Origin of the sequence: Dehalobacter sp. 12DCB1 (assembly GCF_004343605.1) — a bacterium.
Classification (GTDB): Bacteria; Bacillota; Desulfitobacteriia; order Desulfitobacteriales; family Syntrophobotulaceae; genus Dehalobacter.
Map to the genome: position 1 here is coordinate 31385 of NZ_POSF01000014.1, position 16797 is coordinate 48181.

General features: G+C 39.7%; 18 protein-coding genes and 3 pseudogenes. 3 read left to right on the top strand and 18 right to left on the bottom strand.

Translation table 11 applies throughout. From position 1 onward, the window contains the following. Positions 1-6: 6 nt before the first annotated feature. The 10 genes and pseudogenes from C1I38_RS06845 to C1I38_RS06885 form a co-directional block, all read right to left on the bottom strand. Positions 7-555, bottom strand: coding sequence for a hypothetical protein (locus C1I38_RS06845; protein ID WP_131929835.1), 549 nt, complete (start codon positions 553-555; stop codon positions 7-9). Between the two features lie 515 nt (positions 556-1070). After that, a pseudogene (locus C1I38_RS14270) lies at positions 1071-1157 on the bottom strand (ABC transporter ATP-binding protein); the annotation flags it as partial. Next, complete coding sequence (locus C1I38_RS06850) at positions 1141-1515, bottom strand: DUF1048 domain-containing protein (protein WP_020492650.1); 375 nt, start codon at positions 1513-1515, stop codon at positions 1141-1143. The gene C1I38_RS06850 and the pseudogene C1I38_RS14270, both read right to left, overlap by 17 nt. 9 nt (positions 1516-1524) lie before the next feature. Next, positions 1525-1872 carry a DUF1048 domain-containing protein gene (locus C1I38_RS06855; RefSeq protein ID WP_020492649.1) on the bottom strand — a complete coding sequence of 116 codons (348 nt, stop codon included), beginning with the start codon at positions 1870-1872 and terminating at the stop codon, positions 1525-1527. Then, positions 1872-2204: a PadR family transcriptional regulator gene (locus C1I38_RS06860; protein WP_020492648.1), complete on the bottom strand. Its 333-nt coding sequence runs from the start codon at positions 2202-2204 to the stop codon at positions 1872-1874. The genes C1I38_RS06855 and C1I38_RS06860 overlap by 1 nt, the downstream gene beginning before the upstream one ends. Before the next feature lie 315 nt (positions 2205-2519). Beyond that, positions 2520-2885, bottom strand: coding sequence for a hypothetical protein (locus C1I38_RS06865; protein WP_085958643.1), 366 nt, complete (start codon positions 2883-2885; stop codon positions 2520-2522). Positions 2886-2935: 50 nt separating this feature from the next. After that, positions 2936-3466, bottom strand: a complete 531-nt coding sequence (locus tag C1I38_RS06870; RefSeq protein WP_020492647.1) for a putative immunity protein — start codon at positions 3464-3466, stop codon at positions 2936-2938. 151 nt (positions 3467-3617) lie between these two features. After that, positions 3618-3779 (bottom strand): annotated as a pseudogene (locus tag C1I38_RS14275) (beta-ketoacyl-[acyl-carrier-protein] synthase II); the annotation flags it as partial. Between the two features lie 108 nt (positions 3780-3887). Beyond that, positions 3888-4289 carry a hypothetical protein gene (locus tag C1I38_RS06880; protein WP_034382451.1) on the bottom strand — a complete coding sequence of 134 codons (402 nt, stop codon included), beginning with the start codon at positions 4287-4289 and terminating at the stop codon, positions 3888-3890. Positions 4290-4334: 45 nt separating this feature from the next. Next, a complete protein-coding gene (locus C1I38_RS06885; protein WP_020492646.1) occupies positions 4335-4943 on the bottom strand; it encodes a class I SAM-dependent methyltransferase in 609 nt (202 codons plus the stop codon). 135 nt (positions 4944-5078) lie between these two features. Here C1I38_RS06885 and C1I38_RS14420 point away from each other — a divergent pair. Both C1I38_RS14420 and C1I38_RS06895 read left to right on the top strand, forming a co-directional pair. After that, positions 5079-5168 (top strand): annotated as a pseudogene (locus C1I38_RS14420) (DNA recombinase); the annotation flags it as partial. Then, entirely contained in the window at positions 5161-5946 is a 786-nt protein-coding gene (locus C1I38_RS06895; RefSeq protein WP_083916800.1) for an integrase core domain-containing protein, read from the top strand. The pseudogene C1I38_RS14420 and the gene C1I38_RS06895, both read left to right, overlap by 8 nt. A gap of 201 nt (positions 5947-6147) precedes the next feature. Here the strand turns inward: C1I38_RS06895 and C1I38_RS06900 are convergent, their stop codons facing one another. Continuing rightward, positions 6148-6816, bottom strand: coding sequence for an AraC family transcriptional regulator (locus C1I38_RS06900; protein WP_348980857.1), 669 nt, complete (start codon positions 6814-6816; stop codon positions 6148-6150). Beyond that, positions 6764-7012, bottom strand: a complete 249-nt coding sequence (locus tag C1I38_RS14280) for a hypothetical protein (protein WP_243103603.1) — start codon at positions 7010-7012, stop codon at positions 6764-6766. The genes C1I38_RS06900 and C1I38_RS14280 overlap by 53 nt, the downstream gene beginning before the upstream one ends. Before the next feature lie 262 nt (positions 7013-7274). On the opposite strand from C1I38_RS14280, the gene C1I38_RS06905 reads away from it, so the two are divergent. Then, entirely contained in the window at positions 7275-8117 is an 843-nt protein-coding gene (locus C1I38_RS06905) for an SDR family oxidoreductase (protein WP_026156553.1), read from the top strand. Positions 8118-8585: 468 nt separating this feature from the next. On the opposite strand, the gene C1I38_RS06910 is transcribed toward C1I38_RS06905, so the two are convergent. The 6 genes from C1I38_RS06910 to nifV form a co-directional block, all read right to left on the bottom strand. Beyond that, positions 8586-10850: a S8 family peptidase gene (locus tag C1I38_RS06910; protein WP_020492642.1), complete on the bottom strand. Its 2265-nt coding sequence runs from the start codon at positions 10848-10850 to the stop codon at positions 8586-8588. Then, entirely contained in the window at positions 10843-11910 is a 1068-nt protein-coding gene (locus tag C1I38_RS06915) for an ATP-binding protein (protein WP_026156552.1), read from the bottom strand. The genes C1I38_RS06910 and C1I38_RS06915 overlap by 8 nt, the downstream gene beginning before the upstream one ends. Positions 11911-12005: 95 nt before the next feature. Next, complete coding sequence (locus C1I38_RS06920) at positions 12006-13262, bottom strand: recombinase family protein (protein WP_020492640.1); 1257 nt, start codon at positions 13260-13262, stop codon at positions 12006-12008. A gap of 109 nt (positions 13263-13371) precedes the next feature. Further along, positions 13372-14709 carry a 23S rRNA (uracil(1939)-C(5))-methyltransferase RlmD gene (gene rlmD / locus C1I38_RS06925; protein WP_020492639.1) on the bottom strand — a complete coding sequence of 446 codons (1338 nt, stop codon included), beginning with the start codon at positions 14707-14709 and terminating at the stop codon, positions 13372-13374. A 176-nt stretch (positions 14710-14885) separates the two neighbouring features. Then, positions 14886-15572, bottom strand: coding sequence for a type II CAAX endopeptidase family protein (locus C1I38_RS06930; protein WP_020492638.1), 687 nt, complete (start codon positions 15570-15572; stop codon positions 14886-14888). A gap of 82 nt (positions 15573-15654) precedes the next feature. Further along, complete coding sequence (nifV, locus tag C1I38_RS06935; RefSeq protein ID WP_020492637.1) at positions 15655-16794, bottom strand: homocitrate synthase; 1140 nt, start codon at positions 16792-16794, stop codon at positions 15655-15657. Positions 16795-16797: the final 3 nt, after the last annotated feature.

Below are 16797 nucleotides of genomic sequence, written 5' to 3' on the forward strand. Positions count from 1 at the left end.
AACAACTCAAAATAATTTTGGAAAGTATAATACAAAACTACCCGCTAATGTCGCCCCGATAATATCAAATATTAAATCAACATCGGTGTCAATTAACCCTCTTTGTTTTTTCGTTTTAAATATCATATCCGCTGTAAATTCACAAAGCTCGAAAATAACACCGATAAGAGCTCCTAAAGCTACTACGAAAACAAAAATAACGCTGTTTGGAGACATGACCGGTTTTAATGTCCTGATAATAATCAAATAGAGACATAATGTAAATGCCATTGTTCCAAAAAGATGCAGGTATCGGTCAAAATACTTTGTCTTATAGTAGAGCCGAAGATTCTCCCCAAAATAAAAATGAGCAAAGATGGTTATGGTCACAAGTATTAGGACAAAATCATATATTTCAAACCCAAACTTATTTTCCAGCCAAATAAAAAATAAGAAGCCAATATAGGTAATAATAAGTCCCAGCAAAATTTTAAGATGTTTTCGGGCCAAAAAACTTCTTACAGTAATTAAGATTAAGGTTGAGAATAATATCAAAGATATTATAGGTATTCTCATTATCTGCACCCTTAAAGATTTAGCTTTATTACAATTATTAGCATCTCCTGCAAACGATCCAATTACTCATAAATTACTCTCATTGATCTTGCCAGATAGGTTGATTTGAATAGTATAATTATTCAAGAGTGAAAACGGACGGAAAAAGCTCGGACAATAAAGAAATTATTTTAGATCCTTACCTTTTTCTTAAGAAGCTGAAAGGGCGGATGGTTATTTTCAATATAGAAAATGTTCATCTCACCGTTGTTTTTCTTTTTTTGTTTGTGCATTTTCAAGATTGTACGAAAGTGACGAGGACTTTCTCTCAACCGTACCTCTATCAAAATATTTTTCTGTCTTTTCTCCACAAATTGGCTCTGTCAGCAGATCTGCCAGTCCCTTAGCAGACTTCTCAACAGAACCTACTCTTCAGCAAAAATCTTCTTTACCACGAATGTCAGAAACTAGTAGAAAATGTCGTCCTATCATAACGATGAGGTAATTGCAAGCAGATGAACCGTCCCCCTGCTTTCTTTTTCTACCTCGAAATCCACACCCTTTAGAACATAAAGTTTCTTGTAGGACTTTTGCAGCCCTTTCACTTCAATTGCTTTTTCTATCCCGATATCCCCCTTTTTTATCCGTAACCTTTTTCATAGCCTTGTTAACTTCTTGGTTAACAGATTCTTGATAGATGTCAGCGTAAGTTTTTGAATCTTTGATTAGATCATCACAGAAAGCCGCTACGTCACTGCCCGTCACTTCGAGCACGCCTTTTCCCAAGGCTGCGCCCTCTTCAAAAAGATCAACAATCCCCGAGAGCAGACTCGTTCCTTCGGTTAGCTCAACAGGGCCGACCTTAAAGAAATATTTTTGGATCTCTTTATAAACAATCTGATAATCTTGCGGGAGTTCTTTGACACGCGCCACGTGCGCTCGCCACTCTTTTTTGCCTTCGATGATATTTTGTATTCTCATATTATCCTCCTATTTAACTAATTTTTTAGCGATATTGTTGTTGAGTTGCTTGCGCCACTTGTCACGATAAGACTTTGCCCCTTCTTCGCCGGCCAGCGCTGAACAGAATCCTTTGATATCGTCACCCAAAACCTCTTGGACACTCTGACCGTCCGCCGCTGTTTCTTCAAGCAGGCCAAGCACACCGTCAAGAATTGGCATGAGGTTGCGACCGGTGAAATCTGAGTGCGGCCAAAGATTGGGCTTGATTTTTTTCCATGCCGCTTGATAATCATCAGGCAGCTTTTCGGCTCGCAATTCAAAAATTTTCATTTCTTTAGTCATGTCGCTGCCTGTGATCTTTTCCCAAAAATTCATTATTTCCTCTCCTTTAACTCGTTAATTTTTGATGATACGAACTCCCACTTTTCCCAGAACTTTTGCAGTTCCTCACGTCCCGCATCGTTGAGCGCAAAAAACTTTCGCGGAGGCCCCATGTCGGATGGTTTTTTGGTAATTCCCACCAACCTTTTTTTCTCAAGCCGCACCAAGATGGTATATACTGTTCCATCCACGACGTCCGAAAATCCGAGAGCGTTCAGCCGCCGCGTAATTTCGTATCCGTAGGTTTCCCCTCTGCTGATGATTTCAAGGACGCAGCCTTCAAGCACCCCTTTGAGCATTTCCGTTAGGTTTTCCAGAAAAATCACCTCTTACTATTCTGTATAATCGGAATAAAGTACTACTTACTACTGGTATATAGTATCACATGATAGCATGGTTATCAATAAGTTTTTAAGAACCAAAATATCTTCCAAAGTAATGTGTGTATTCATTTCTTTTTGATTACGAAAACAGTACTCGGTATTGTTTTGTATAGGAATGACATCAGTCTAATTAGGACAAACACCGTGGAATTTAAGTCCGGCATGGCGGCGGATGTGGAGTGAATTAGGGCAAAAACTACCAAGGCACTCTACGAAATTAAACGTAGGTGCCTTGTTTTATTATGAGCAAACTGGAATTTAACCTATTTTACTAATTTCATCTGTTATCAATGATTTTGAAATATACATTGCTTTTATCATTTTCATGAAGCGGGTATGGTGAGAGGTGCGCTCCTCAAATTTAAGCTGTGCTTTTTTGCATTTGCTAATAATTGAAGATACGGGGTGTAATGCTTTGATCAATTCTTCTTTTGTATATTTGTCAATAACATTTTCATGTGTTATCAATAATTTTGAAATGCATAATGCTTTTATCCTGTTCTTAAGGAGAGTGTGCTGAGAGGTACCCACCGCAAATTTTGGCTGTGTTTTTTCACACCTGCTGATAGTTGAAGATACAATTTGTAGAGCTTCTTCCAATTCCTCCTTTGTGTAACTCACTATAACGTCACCCCCGATCATTTTAACATGAATGCCCCGGCCTGCGATGGGTCTTAATCGCATTTCCAATCGATCTTTGCCGGGTTTGGCTCGTTCTCCACGGCAACGGCACGCAGGGCAGCTTCCATACGTTCGCACTCTTCAGCAGCACATTGCTCGATTTGTCCCCACGGCACAATTGTCCCAAGCTGATCATAAGCGACCGCTATCGCTCCATAAAAAGCAAGCCCGATACAATGCCGTGCTGAATGAATGGTCGATGCGCATTGGCCTATTGTCCTCGCCGCTGCCTGTGCAACAGGATTTCCGTCTGCTTCACGAGCAGCTGCATGACACTCAAGGATTGCCGATTTCGCCTGGGGCAGTTTGATGCTACCTGACAGCCACTTGCGGGCAGCATTTAAAGCATTTTGCGGACGAAAGTCATCCGGATAGTTCTTGCTCCACAGCGGCACTATAACACGCTCGGAATAATCAAGCGCCCAAGTCGCAAGGGTTGCCTTGCTCTGGGTTTCAATTAATTTCATAAGCGACTGAATATATGGTGCCTCCCAGTTGCTTAGCATTTTTCGTAATTTTGGCATACTCATCCTCCTTGTTTTCTGTCCTTTTCTGAAATCTGTTTTGCAGTGATTTTTACTCCTGAATTAGCATCCGCAAAATTGCCAACATATTATCTTTTTTGGCACAACGTGAAATCCCTTCTCTAATTTGATGTTTTCATAGATATGCTTTTTAAAAATGATACTTTTTAAAGAGCAGTGAAGCATTATGTCCACCAAATCCAAAACCGTTTGAAATAGCATAATTTACTTCATGTCTGATTGCCTTATCGGGCACGTAATCCAGATCGCATTCCTCATCCGGGGTGGTCAGATTGATCGTAGGGGCGACAACATGAATAAGCTTAAAAACGAACGGGGCACTCTACGAGAATTTAAATGTAGGGTGCCTTGCTTTGTTTTTATTGTTATTTTCTTTTTCCTGTTATCGAGACAAAGTGCATCAATCCTTAACGCCTAGTACTTCGTATTTTTTAATGGTGTAAGTTACAGATATTCCATAAACAAAAAATGCTAGCAGACTTGCTATTATTGTAGATGTTCCTTGTGTCCAGGGGGCATTAATAGTGCCCTGTGCAGAATTGATTGAAACTAATATTACCCAAACAATAGCCCCGTAAATACAACCAAGCAACCAAAAATTCATTTTAGCTATACTCTTTATGACTTGCATTATAACCATTAGTAAAAATCCAACAGCCTGCCCAGCAAGAATATGGATAATTAGTTGTCCAAAAGTTATTTTTGCACCAAGAGTAGAAATACCAAGGAATTCTGATGCCGCAATTATTGCAGCTTGAACAAGGGAAGCAATCAAAAATCCAAGGGAATATTTCCAGTACATATTAGACACTCCTTTTAGGAGTTATCTTACCCTTACATAAGATTCTTATTCAATTTTACAAATATACATTGCAGAACGCTTGCCAGTATTTATGACTTTAAGATTGCCAAACTGATTCATCAATTCATCTTTTATGTTCTTGATGAAGCTGAAATAGTCTCCCCCTTCCAGCCATTCCGCAATGTCGGTAATCAATGAACGGTGTTCGTTATAGTCAAACAAAATAGCGGTATACTTGGCAATTCTTTTCATCTCATTATAGAGGGTTATCCTCTCCTTTAGCATAAGCCCGTGAGCCACGTAAGATGTGATGGCCAGATCAAAACTTTGATCTCTAAAAGGCAACCCCTTAAGCACGTCGCCATGAATAAACCGAATACTCGGTCCAAACGGTTTTGTTATCCCGGTCTTTTTAGCAGCAATGGCGAGCATGGCTTCGGCGGGATCGAGCCCAGTCACCTCCACACCATATTCCAGGAGCACCTTGCATAGTGCTCCTGTTCCGCATCCTATGTCAATGATGCTTTGGTAGGTGGAAAAATCCAACTCTTCTTTGATATTATTCAAAACATGACGGTAGTTCCTCACTTGCCAATTAAAAAAAAGGCCATAAATAGCAGCAATTTTATTAAATAAGAATACTTTTTTTTCCATATGCAAATCCTTTCTAGTTCAAGCAGTGCTGCACTTTTGAAGCAAGTCATACTGCTCACGAATGTTTTGAAGTTTATCTATTCTTCCAATGCTCGCAATAACAGTACCAGCAGGCCGAAATCTAGATAAATTGCGCAGCTTGTCCAGCGGCTGATTGAGAAAGTCACCGTTTATGAGGACAAATTCACCGTGGAATTTAAGTCCGGAATGACGGTGGATGTGTAAGATTGAGTCTGAAAACGAACAAGGCACTACCATAGCCCTGATCAAAAGAATTCATTGGGAAAACCCTCTGATTTCTCCTGAGAAAATTCATGAGCGGCTGGTTAACCTTGGTATTTCTGATGCTCCCGTGCCCAACACCATTGCGAAATATATTGGCAAATCACCAAAGACCTCAAGCGGAAAACAGATTCAGTCGTGGAAAACCTCTCTTAACAACCATAAAAAGGGCATCTGGGCTATAGATTTCTTTGTTGTCCCGACTTTGTATTTCAAGGTACTGTATGTACTCATTATCATAAGTCATGACCGCAGGAAGATCAAACATTCTGCCGTCACTTCCAATCCATCCTCTGCATGGGTAGCACAGCAGATCAGGGAGGCAACGCCCTATGGCGCAACACCGGAATATTTGATTCATGACAACGATACCATTTTTACCTTTGCTTACTTCCAGCAATTCCTCAATAACACAAATATTAAATCCAAAAAGACTGGCTATCACTGCCCCTGGCAAAATGGTATTTGCGAAAGAGTCGGTGGTATCCTCCGTCGGGAATTGCTTGATCATATTATTCCGTTTAATGAAAGGCATCTTGAATATTTGCTTAGTGAATATATTAATAGATATTACAATCCTTCAAGGACGCATCAGGGTATTGAATGCCAGACACCTATTCCGTCAATTGAATGGCCTGTTTCCACTGTAGCTGATACGATTTTGGTTTCTGATCCTGTTCTTGGAGGATTATATCACAATTACAAGAAACGGGCAGCTTGATTTTTATTATCAATCAACTGATTGAGTTGGTTCACCTGGATCAATGTTTTTTTTGCTATGCGCAAAAATAGCAGGTCCTGGATCCAGACGCCAAAACGTCTTTTTATTGCTGTCATTTTTTGTGCTACTTTTGCAGGCTACACCTTTGTCTGCTGGCGGATTTATTAAGTGATTTTTCGATTTATAATGATTTAAGTAATCTTATATGCTGCTTTCGAATACACCTGCTCTAAAACTTTTTCGCAAAGCACTTATATCTTTAAGTGGTGGCTTTCCAAAAAGTCGCTTATATTCTCTAGTAAATTGGGATGAGCTTACATAACCAACTTCCATGGCAGCAGCAGTAATATCCAAAGAATCTCTCAGCATTAGGCGTCTTGCCTCTCGAAGACGAAGCTCTTTCTGATATTGTAATGGTCCCATGGTAGTTACAGCCTTGAACTTATGGTGAAGGCTTGAGACACTCATATTATTTAATTTTGCCAGCTCTTCCACAGTAAAAGTGCAGTTATAATTTTTCTTGATCCAATCTATAGCCTTACCTATTCCATCCACCTGCTGTTCAACAAGCACCTGCTGAAAAAATAAGTATCCATACTCTCCAGTCAATAGACGATATATCATTTCTCGCTTAATAAGCTCCGCCAAAAAGTAATTATCTTTAGGTCTGTCACAGAGCTTCAAAAGTCTTATAAATAAATCCAGCAGTTCTTCATCTGTTTTTCCTGCGAATGCTCCTAAATAAAGTTCTTTACTATTTATATTAAGTTTAATATGTGCATCCATCACTACAGAAGCAATTTCACTTGTAGTAAATTCAATGTGTAAGCCAATAGACGGCGATTCTTTTGAGGCTCCTATGACTTGGATTCATAACTCCTGGAGTTATAGGAATTTCATGACTGTGCCTAACAATAGAAAGAAACGGAATTATTGTTCTAGTGATTCCATCCTCTTTAGTAATCTTCTCTGCCGTTTCAATCATAGTATACAATGCCTTCTGCTTGGTAAATTCACTCTCTTCAAATAATATTTCTTTTTTTATACTCTCCTTTTGTTCTAGCACTTCTTTCTCACCCAGCTTCTATTCGAATAATAATGACTTTAGCTCACATCATTTCTCTAACTCAATGATTATAGTTCTTAAGATTATTATAAATATTATATCAAAATTTTTTTATAGCAGGTATTTGTATTTGTACTTTGCAGGATTAGGCAAATTTTAAGCATGTTCTTTATATTTTATTTCAATTTTTATTGCAATAATATAGCTATTCAGATATGATTTCTGAATGATTAAATCTTGAGTAAGAATGAGGTATAGAGAGATGAAACAAAGAACTTGGTTTATAACAGGTATTAACAGCGGTTTCGGACGGCATATGACTGAACAACTCCTTGAGAGGGGCGATAAAGTTGCTGGTACTGTCCGCGATATGAATTCGGTGGATGATCTTAAGGCTAAATACGGAGAGCTTTTATGGGTGTCGCATTTAGATGTAACTGACATACCGGAAATTTATGAGGTTATCAACAAAGCTTTTCAGCAGCTTGGAACAATTGATATCATTGTCAGCAATGCTGGTTATGGTCTTTTTGGTGCAGCTGAAGAGTTTACCAATGATCAAATTATCCATCAGATCAATACAAACCTCGTCGGTCCTATTCAGTTAATACGAGCCGCTTTACCCCACTTGCGCTCTCAGAACAGCGGACGAATTATTCAACTATCTAGCGTAGCCGGACAAGTCGCCTCACCCGGAGGTTCCTTATATCATGCAACCAAATGGGGTATTGAAGGATTTATTGAAGCATTAATGCAAGAATTAGCTCCCTTCAACATCAGTCTTACACTTGTGGAGCCAGGTGGGGCTCGAACTAATTTTTTGAAGGGCAGCTTAAAATTAGCTGACAAGCTAGATGCTTATGAGACTTCCCCGGCATCATTTATAAGGCGCGTTGTTGAAAATAATGCGGCTGCACCTTTAGGAGATCCTTTGAAAATGGTAAAAATAATGATTGACAGCGTTGACCGGAATCCAGCACCGAAGAGAATTGTTCTCGGCAGCGAGTCATATTATGCAATTCATCAGGCACTCTCCAGTCGTATCGAGGAACTAGAGTCACAGAAAGAGCAGGCTCTTTCCACTGATTTTCCTTCTACTAAATAAAACGCAGGAGGGACACTATCCATTGATTGTATCATATTGGTTTAATACAAAATTAAGTACAGTTCTTGCTGTCAATAGCCCTACTTCTTTAGAAACCATGAGCTATATTATTTAAAATGCCCTATGTCATCTATGAAATGCCCAAAAAAATCGAGCCAAAAAACGTAATTTTTCGGCTCGATTTTTGCTTAATTTTTGCTTCAAAATGACTACATATAGTGGTCAACCTGTCTTATTTGCCCTTAAAACTACTATTCGTCATCAGAATTACCATCTCAACGTGGATGGAGGTGAAACAGCAACATATCAAATTACCCTTTTCTGACAAGTTGCGTGACCACTTCTGTATGCCTTGAGTAGACAAAAAAGATGTCGCACCCCTCTGGTACCCCCTTAGAGTTAAGTAAATTTTCCCGTTTCTAAAGTAACTATCTATGAATATGATCATTTATAAAAGAGCCTTAGATCTTAATTATTCTCAAACTCAATATCTTCGTTTACTTTTTCGTTAATATCAATTCTTGTTTGAATATCAAGCTTATTAACCAGCCAACCATTTAAAGTACAATTTTTAATGAATTCATCAATCCTATTAATACCGTTGATTTCTTTTAAGGTAACTATAACACCAAAACGAATACCTCTCCCATCCTTAGGATCTAATCTATTGTTTGTTTTAATTTCCATTCCCCAGTTCTTATTGGTGTATGATTTCTTTGGGCTCATTCTATCTTTCGGTTTTTCCACAACATATTTCACGTTGTCCCATTTTCTAAATCGGTCCCTCGCTTCACCTTCAAGAAGATAATTTTTTTCAGTACTTAATGCTTCATCTTGATTCTGCTTATCGTTGTTGATTTCATTTATTTTTCCATCATTTTTAATTCTACCAAAATGAAGGTTAAGTTCAGTATTAGTATAATCAACACCTTGTGTTCTATCACATATCGGGAAATAACACATAGTCGCTCTGGCGATATAAGGATATTTATCATCTTTTAGGGGAATCGGAAAATGATAATTATAAGTATTCCACTTTTCACTTACATCTGACACCAAAAACTTAATCTCATTATCTTTCGTTTGAACGATATCTCCTATCTTAATAGGTACAACGCCGTGTCCATAAAGTGCAACCTCTTCCGGAGTTGGATTTTCATTCCAATCCCTTGCTGCATCAATAAGCATTGCTTTAGCAATCTCTCTGTTTAAACCTAAAATATCAATTAAATAGGATAGTTTTCGAGCAATCCAAGGAGCCGCAAATGAAGTTCCTGCAACATTTGCAGCCCCTAATGGTTCACAAACCTTAATATATTGCTCCTCACTTCCACCATAATAACTGACATCTGGTTTTGCAAAAAACGATAATGCCAATCCTTTTCTAGCATACTTTGTTGATAAACCTTTTTTAGTCACTGCATTAACCACCATACTGTTTATTGAATCAGCAGGCGATCCTATTTTCACAATATTAATATTAGGTTTATTTGTTCCTGCCACAACAAAAATAACATCATTTTCATACTGAATCTGATCTAATATCGCAGCTTCTGCAGAAATAAAATTATCATTAACTTCTTGATTGCTCCCAAGTGAGATATTCCATACCTTTATATCTTTATTATTAGCAATAATTTCTTTTATTTGTTTTATAATTGTAAAAGAGGAGAATTTCGAGCCAACTGCAACACCAAAGTGTCGCACTCTAAATCTGCCACAACCATCATCCAACCATGGGTTTAGCCTTGCACCATCTACTATAAGGGAAGACACAGCCGTACCATGGCGATAGTCACCTGTACTTTTTGGAATACTATCATCAACCATATCACGATATTCAACCCATTCACTAAAATAAACGTGTTTATCAAATAAGGTATCGATAACACCAATAGTAGGTTCAATAGTCGGAGAGGGTATGTACAACATGCCTTGCTTATATTCCTCAATAAAATCTTCCGGAGATAATTCTGCTAAGTCCTCGGTTGCCATTGAAACAAGATAAGGAACTTTTTCAAATAAAAGTTTTAACTGATTTTCGTCTAAAAATACTGTCTGGTTATCTAATATTTTACTCGCTAAAATATCAATTCCTATAGCTTCAAATAATTTTTTTGTATCTGTGCCAGTATCATATAGAGTAATGATGCTTTGATTTAGTTGAGGTGTTGCCATCTCTACTTCAAAATCATCTATATATGAGACATCTGCTATTACTTGTTTAAATACAGATTTATTTATGGGGAGATGTTCAAACTGAATAGTTCCTGCAATTTTCTTTTTCTCATTGCCAAAAATCTTCTCATTATCAAAAGTGCGTTTATCAATACTTCCTTGAAATTTAGTATTCAACACATGCCTTGTTTTCGAAAGCAAGTCAATGCTTTGCTCTAAATCTATAACATTTAAAAAATAAGTAATAATATGCTTGCTCTTTTCTTCATTGAATTTGGCACCAACAATAGCGTAATTAGAATCATTCCCTCTAAACAGCCCAGAAATCCGATTGCTTTTTGCAACTATTTTATTATAATGGACGCTAATTAATATGCCTTCAAAAGGCTTTTTTTCTTGCTTCCAAAACTCTTCAATCCGACTTATTTTAGATTGCAATTTATTTAATTGCTCGCTTGTTACTGCTTTTTTACTATTCATGGCAGCACCACCGCCACCACCACCTTTTGACGCTTGAACAAACCGCTTACCTTTCAATTCTAATACATTATTCATCAGCGTTTTCCACCTTATTTAACTTCCTAGAAACGGTGCTTTTGGATTCACCCTTAAGTTTTTCTATTTCTCTTACTGTAAAACCTTGTATATGAAGTTGTTCAAGGTCAGTTTGGTCAAGATTACCAACTAAATTATTATAAAGCCTTCTTAAATAATCATGCTCGAGATTGGTATCACCGAATGCCAAAGATGTTTTTATGATATTTATTAATTCTCCAGGATAAGGCAGTTTGTCGGATATTTCCAATATCTTTTTAAATAACCTTGTATCCTTTGAAATACCTTTAAAATTCTTAATAAAAGACGAGAAGTAATACTCAGCAACTTCAATCAAGTCTTCTTTGCTATATCGGTTAAAATTAATCACTGCATCAAAACGCCTTGTTAGCGCTTTATCAAAATTTGTATATAAATTTGTTGTTGCAATAATTACAATTTCTTTATTTAAATCAGTTAACCTATCGAGTTCTCTTAAAATCGTCGAAGTAACTCGGCCCATTTCTCGTACATCATTACGATTAATCCTATCCAATGCAATCACGTCTATTTCATCAAATAAAACAACAACTTTATTTGAATGTGGAATCATATTTATTTCTGAAAACACGCTTATAATATTCTTATTGGTTTGACCTAACTTACTATCAATTAGGTTATCAAAGTCAACATAATATAGTGTTCTATCAAGTAACCGAGCTACATGTTTGGCTGCCTCGGTTTTCCCACTACCTGGCAAGCCTTCGAATAAAAATTTATTTATCCCTATATTGTGGTTGACCGCATTAATAATACCTTTTATATCATCAGATATATCTATAGGTAAATTTAGCGGAGCCATTCCCCTGATATCCAGTTGCTTTAAAAATTCACTTTCAAAATCACTAGCTTGCGGAGTATACAAATTTGACTCTGCAATCAGGCTCATAATGTATTCAGCTAACTGATAGTCACCAATACTGTCAAAATATCTTGCTATGCTTATGGATTCGTTTCTAAACGCATTTTCATTTCTTTCAACATGGTATTTTATCAAGTTTAAAACATTTTGCTTTTTCATAATGTTGACCTCCATTCTCTTTTCCATCATACCATATATCGGGACATAAGTATATATGTATGGGACATAATATCAAAATATATTTTTCTTTGTAATCATTTCAGAAGACTTTTCTCCTGTGACAATCCATCTGTGCGGTTAATCAGGATGTAGGCATCATAAACCTGGATCCTATCAACTTCATTCCTGATTATGCTTTCATCATAAGCTCTGTCCTGGCAGACAGCCTCACTCAGGGTATCAACTACCCAACCTTCATCCAGAGTAGGTGAGTGAGGGCAGGTGTCTTTGCCTTTCTCAATCCTTGTCGCACAGCGCCAAACAACCTTGCCACGTTCTATTCTTCTTCGATAAGATGCACCGCAATTGTCGCATACCAGCAAATTCCCCAGAAGATATTTGCCGTTATACTTGGTAATGCTGGATTTTACTGTGCCATCCACTTCATGAATTAATCTTGCGCGTCTGGCCATTTCCTCCTGAACCTTATCGAAAACTTCAGAAGAAATAATGCCAGGATGGCTGTTCTCTATATAAAACTGATCTCTTTGCCCCACATTTTTACTTTTTCTGCCTGTTATAAAATCTTCTGTGTATGTTTTTTGCAGCAAAGAATCACCCTTGTATTTCTCGTTCTTCAGAATCTTTTGAACAACTGCTGTTGCCCATGCTTCTTTCCCTGTAGCGGTTTTAATCTGATGTCCTTCCAGGTACTCTTTTATTTGCTGTAAGGTAGCTCCCTCTAAATACAATTGATAGATTTTCCTTATGATATCGGCCTCTTCCGGCAGAACTACCCACTCATCATTGTCACGCCTATAACCCATGGGGATTTTGCCGGCAAAATCATCTCCTTTTTCAAATTTACGTCGATACCCCCACTGAACATTTTCACTCAAATTATGACTTTCTTCCTGTGCCATAACCCCATTAAAAACAATATCAATTTCTTTTTCGTCTTCAATAGAATTCAAGTTTTCTTTCTCAAAATAAACATTAATGCCTTTTGCTTTCAAGCTCCGGATAATCGTCAGCATATCTAATACATTTCTGGACAATCTGCTAATGGACTTGGTAATGATATAATCAATTTCACCACGATATGCCTTCTGAAGCATTTCGTCCAAGCCATTACGCTTCTCTTTTCTAAGTCCACTTTCGTAATCATAAAACACACCTGCAAAGTCCCATTCGGGATTCTTTTGAATCAAATCAGTGTAATACCTAATTTGAAGATCAATACTGCTCTGCTGGCTTTCCATTTCGGTGCTGACTCTGCAATATGCTGCTACTTTTAAGTTTCCTGTATTCTTATTTAAACCTTTTGCCGGAATAAACCTAATCTTTTTCACAAAAATATCCTCCTTCGTTTCAGTTATCTTAAGAAAAGGAGCGTAAAAAACGAAATCGCTTTTACGCTCCAAGGTTTACTTATTGTCAATCCATTGTAACATTAACGATTTAACGTTGCAACAGGACTACAACCTCTGAATGATGACTCCACGGGAACATATCCACTGGTTGTACGCGCTCGATTCGATAAGTATTCCGGCAAAGCACCTTTAAATCCCTGGCCAGGGTGGCAGGATTGCAGGACACATAGATGATTCTTTCCGGACTGATCTCAAGCAGTCCTTCAAGGGCTTCCGGCTCCATGCCAGCCCGGGGCGGGTCGCACACTACGACGCTCGGGGTTCCGGAAAGTGCCGCCATCTTCTTCTCGACTTTCCCTTCTACAAAGCGGACATTGGTGATGTTATTGTCCTCGGCATTGTCTTTAGCATCAGCGATCGCATACGGATTTTCCTCGATGCCCAATACCTTTTTGGCTTTCCGGGCCAGCATCAGGGTCATCGTACCGATACCGCAGTAGAGGTCCCAAACCTCATCTTCTCCCGTGAGTCCGGCCCAATCCAGTACCAGTCCATACAGCACCGCCGTTTGCGCCGGATTGACCTGAACGAAAGAACGCGGGGAGACTTTGAAGCGTAGATCGTTTAAATGTTCATTCAGATACTGGGCCCCGCTCCCCTCAAACACGTTATTCCTCCGGGGAATCGTAATCGAACAGCTTTGAGGAGAAAATCCAGCTTGTTCTTTCAGTTTACTGATCAATCGATCCAGTTCTTTCGTGTTTTCCGTATTGCCGTCAAAGACAAGCAGTCCCTTGCCGCGGTTGCTTTCCCGGAACGTGGCCGTCTTGATTCCCTCGCAGCATTCTCCGATCACCTGCTGCATTCTTTTTATTCTATTGTTGGTCTCCTGACTCAGCAGCAGACAATCGTCAAAAACTGTTACATCTTTAGACTTTTCACAATAATAGCCAAACCGGCCTTTCAGATCACGGTGCAAAACTGCTTTGTTACGGTAGCGCCAGGGATCGTCCATGCCCAGAACCGGTTCGACCTGAATATCGGTGAATCCGCCAATTCTCCGCAGGGCATCTTCAACCCACCTTTGCTTCCAAATGAGCGTAGTCTGGTACTCAACATGCTGAAGATTGCAGCCGCCGCAGACGGGATAAACTGTACAGGGCGGCTCTACTCTTTCTTCAGACATTTGTTCAATTTTAACAATCTGTGCTCTCCGGTAAGATTTCTTCTGTTCCGTCAGCTGTATTCTGCCTTTTTCTCCCGGAAGCATCCCCGGGACAAAGGTGGTGATTCCGTCTGTATAGCCGACACCGGATCCATCGGAAGCCAAACGGACGATTTCTATATCCAGGTTTTTCGCGCCGATGCGCTCTTCTCTGGCGACGGTATAATAAGTACCCTTATGTCGGTCATTTTTATTAACCATGGATCCTTCTTCTCTCTGTTCGCAGTCTCGTCCGAACATGCTCTTATTTCAAACTCCGAATGATCTTAGCCTCATTCAGATTCTCTTGCCACTATCTTGTCTTTATCCCGCTTGCAGAAATATGTTCTATCCGTGTCCTGTAGCACCGGGTCTTTGCTCTGAAATAGGAATACGCTCTATCCCCGCTGCCACCACATCAAGATGACCATCAAAATATTCCAGACCCCGTGCGCAATGACTGAAGTCCAAAGGCTCTTGCTTCTTTCGTATAGGAAAGTCAGCACCAGGCCTCCGATCACCAGCGGTACAAATCTTATCAGATCGAAATGCATCAGTCCGAAAAACAGTCCTGCAAAAAGAATGCCCTTCGCTTTGCCATACCCCTGGCGCAGCGGAGGATAGATCAGTCCCCTGAAAATCATTTCCTCTTTAAGCGGTACGATAAAACCGCCTAGCAGAACCAGCGGCATCAGCTGCCAGATGGAATCAACGCCCTCAACGGCCAGTGCAAAGCTCTGGGGTTCGGGCTTCCCGAAATATTCCACGAGGACATTTCCCAAAAGACCGACTACAAAAAATAACACTATACCGCCGCCCAGTCCGGCCAGAAAGCATTTCCAGTTTAAATTGGTCAGTCCCAAATCAGCAAATGATCCGCGCAGGATCTTGAAGAATAAAAACAGTGCAACAAAAAAGAGTAGACCCTCGCCAAAACCGATGACAAGATAGCTGATATACCCCTTCAGATAGCCAAGGTTCTCTAGCGGCTTTAGCCAGCCTAAAACAAATTCCAGAACATAGACAATAAGAATCAGGTAAAGAGCCTGCCAGAAGTTCCATCTGGGGTTTTCCAAAGCGTTCATTTATACCTATCTCCAGTTATTGTTATTTTTAACCATGGGTGTTCAGTCTCGGCATATTTCCATCTGAAAGTAATTCTACCTCTTATTCATTTCCATAAAGGTCTTTGTAAATATAAATCAGTTCCTTATCGAAAAGTGAACGTTTCATATCGACTGCAAGGGATCTTACATGCTTCAGGACCTTATCAGCTTGCTCAGAGGTAAGCTCTCTGCCATATTCCCTGAATTTCGCTTTAATCGAGGCTGTACCTGAATGCTTACCGATCACAATCTGCCTTTCCAGCCCGACTTCTTCAGGACGGAATACCTCATAGGTTTTCGGATTCTTCAATGCGCCGTCGGCATGAATACCGGATTCATGCGCAAACATATTGCTGCCGACAATGGCTTTCCAGGGCGGAAGGATTCGTCCTGAAGCCCTGGAGACGTATTCGGATAATTCCACAAATCGCTCCGTGACAAAGCCAAGGTTTATTTCTTCCAGGTATTTCAGAGCCATGACGACTTCTTCCAGCGCTGCATTGCCAGCTCTTTCTCCAAGGCCGTTCACCGTCACACCGATAAATCTGGCTCCAGCCTTCACTCCGGCTAAAGCGTTGGCCGTCGCCATCCCGAAATCATTATGCGTATGCATCTCCACATCAATATCGGCGCGTTCTCTTAAGGTTTTGATTCTGTCCAAGGTTAGAAAAGGATCGAGAATCCCGATCGTATCACAATAACGGATACGGTTTGCACCGGCCTTTTTGGCCTCCATTGCAAATTCTACCAGATAGTTCATATCTGATCGCGAAGCGTCCTCAGCATTGACGGAGATATAATCGACATGCTTTTTCGCAAATTCCGTTGCTTTGATCATCATGTCCAGAACTGCACCGGGCGTGGTTTTTAATTTATGTTTGATGTGAATGTCTGAGGTCGATACGGAAATGGCCACGGCATCACAGCCGCAAGACAGTGATGCTTCAATGTCCTTGATCACGGCGCGGTTCCAGCCCATGATACTGGCCTTCAGTCCGAGGTTGCAGATGCCTTTGATGGCATCAAGTTCTTTGCCGCCCATAATCGGTATTCCCGCTTCGATCTGGTTAACCCCGATCTCGTCGAGCATCCGGGCAATCCTTAATTTCTCCTGATTGGAAAAGACAACCCCGGCGGTCTGTTCCCCGTCGCGCAGGGTGGTGTCCACAATCACCAATCCGGTATCCGCTACTTTTCCCATTTT

Bases quoted from the DNA above. Each gene is read 5' to 3' on its own strand.
- C1I38_RS06845 (WP_131929835.1), bottom strand. From the start codon at position 555: ATGAGAATACCTATAATATCTTTGATATTATTCTCAACCTTAATCTTA.
- C1I38_RS06855 (WP_020492649.1), bottom strand. From the start codon at position 1,872: ATGAATTTTTGGGAAAAGATCACAGGCAGCGACATGACTAAAGAAATG.
- C1I38_RS06905 (WP_026156553.1), top strand. From the start codon at position 7,275: ATGAAACAAAGAACTTGGTTTATAACAGGTATTAACAGCGGTTTCGGA.
- nifV (WP_020492637.1), bottom strand. From the start codon at position 16,794: ATGGGAAAAGTAGCGGATACCGGATTGGTGATTGTGGACACCACCCTG.
- C1I38_RS06885 (WP_020492646.1), bottom strand. From the start codon at position 4,943: ATGGAAAAAAAAGTATTCTTATTTAATAAAATTGCTGCTATTTATGGC.
- C1I38_RS06910 (WP_020492642.1), bottom strand. From the start codon at position 10,850: ATGAATAATGTATTAGAATTGAAAGGTAAGCGGTTTGTTCAAGCGTCA.
- C1I38_RS06930 (WP_020492638.1), bottom strand. From the start codon at position 15,572: ATGAACGCTTTGGAAAACCCCAGATGGAACTTCTGGCAGGCTCTTTAC.
- C1I38_RS06895 (WP_083916800.1), top strand. From the start codon at position 5,161: ATGTGTAAGATTGAGTCTGAAAACGAACAAGGCACTACCATAGCCCTG.
- C1I38_RS06915 (WP_026156552.1), bottom strand. From the start codon at position 11,910: ATGAAAAAGCAAAATGTTTTAAACTTGATAAAATACCATGTTGAAAGA.
- rlmD (WP_020492639.1), bottom strand. From the start codon at position 14,709: ATGGTTAATAAAAATGACCGACATAAGGGTACTTATTATACCGTCGCC.
- C1I38_RS06850 (WP_020492650.1), bottom strand. From the start codon at position 1,515: ATGAGAATACAAAATATCATCGAAGGCAAAAAAGAGTGGCGAGCGCAC.
- C1I38_RS06880 (WP_034382451.1), bottom strand. From the start codon at position 4,289: ATGTACTGGAAATATTCCCTTGGATTTTTGATTGCTTCCCTTGTTCAA.
- C1I38_RS06870 (WP_020492647.1), bottom strand. From the start codon at position 3,466: ATGCCAAAATTACGAAAAATGCTAAGCAACTGGGAGGCACCATATATT.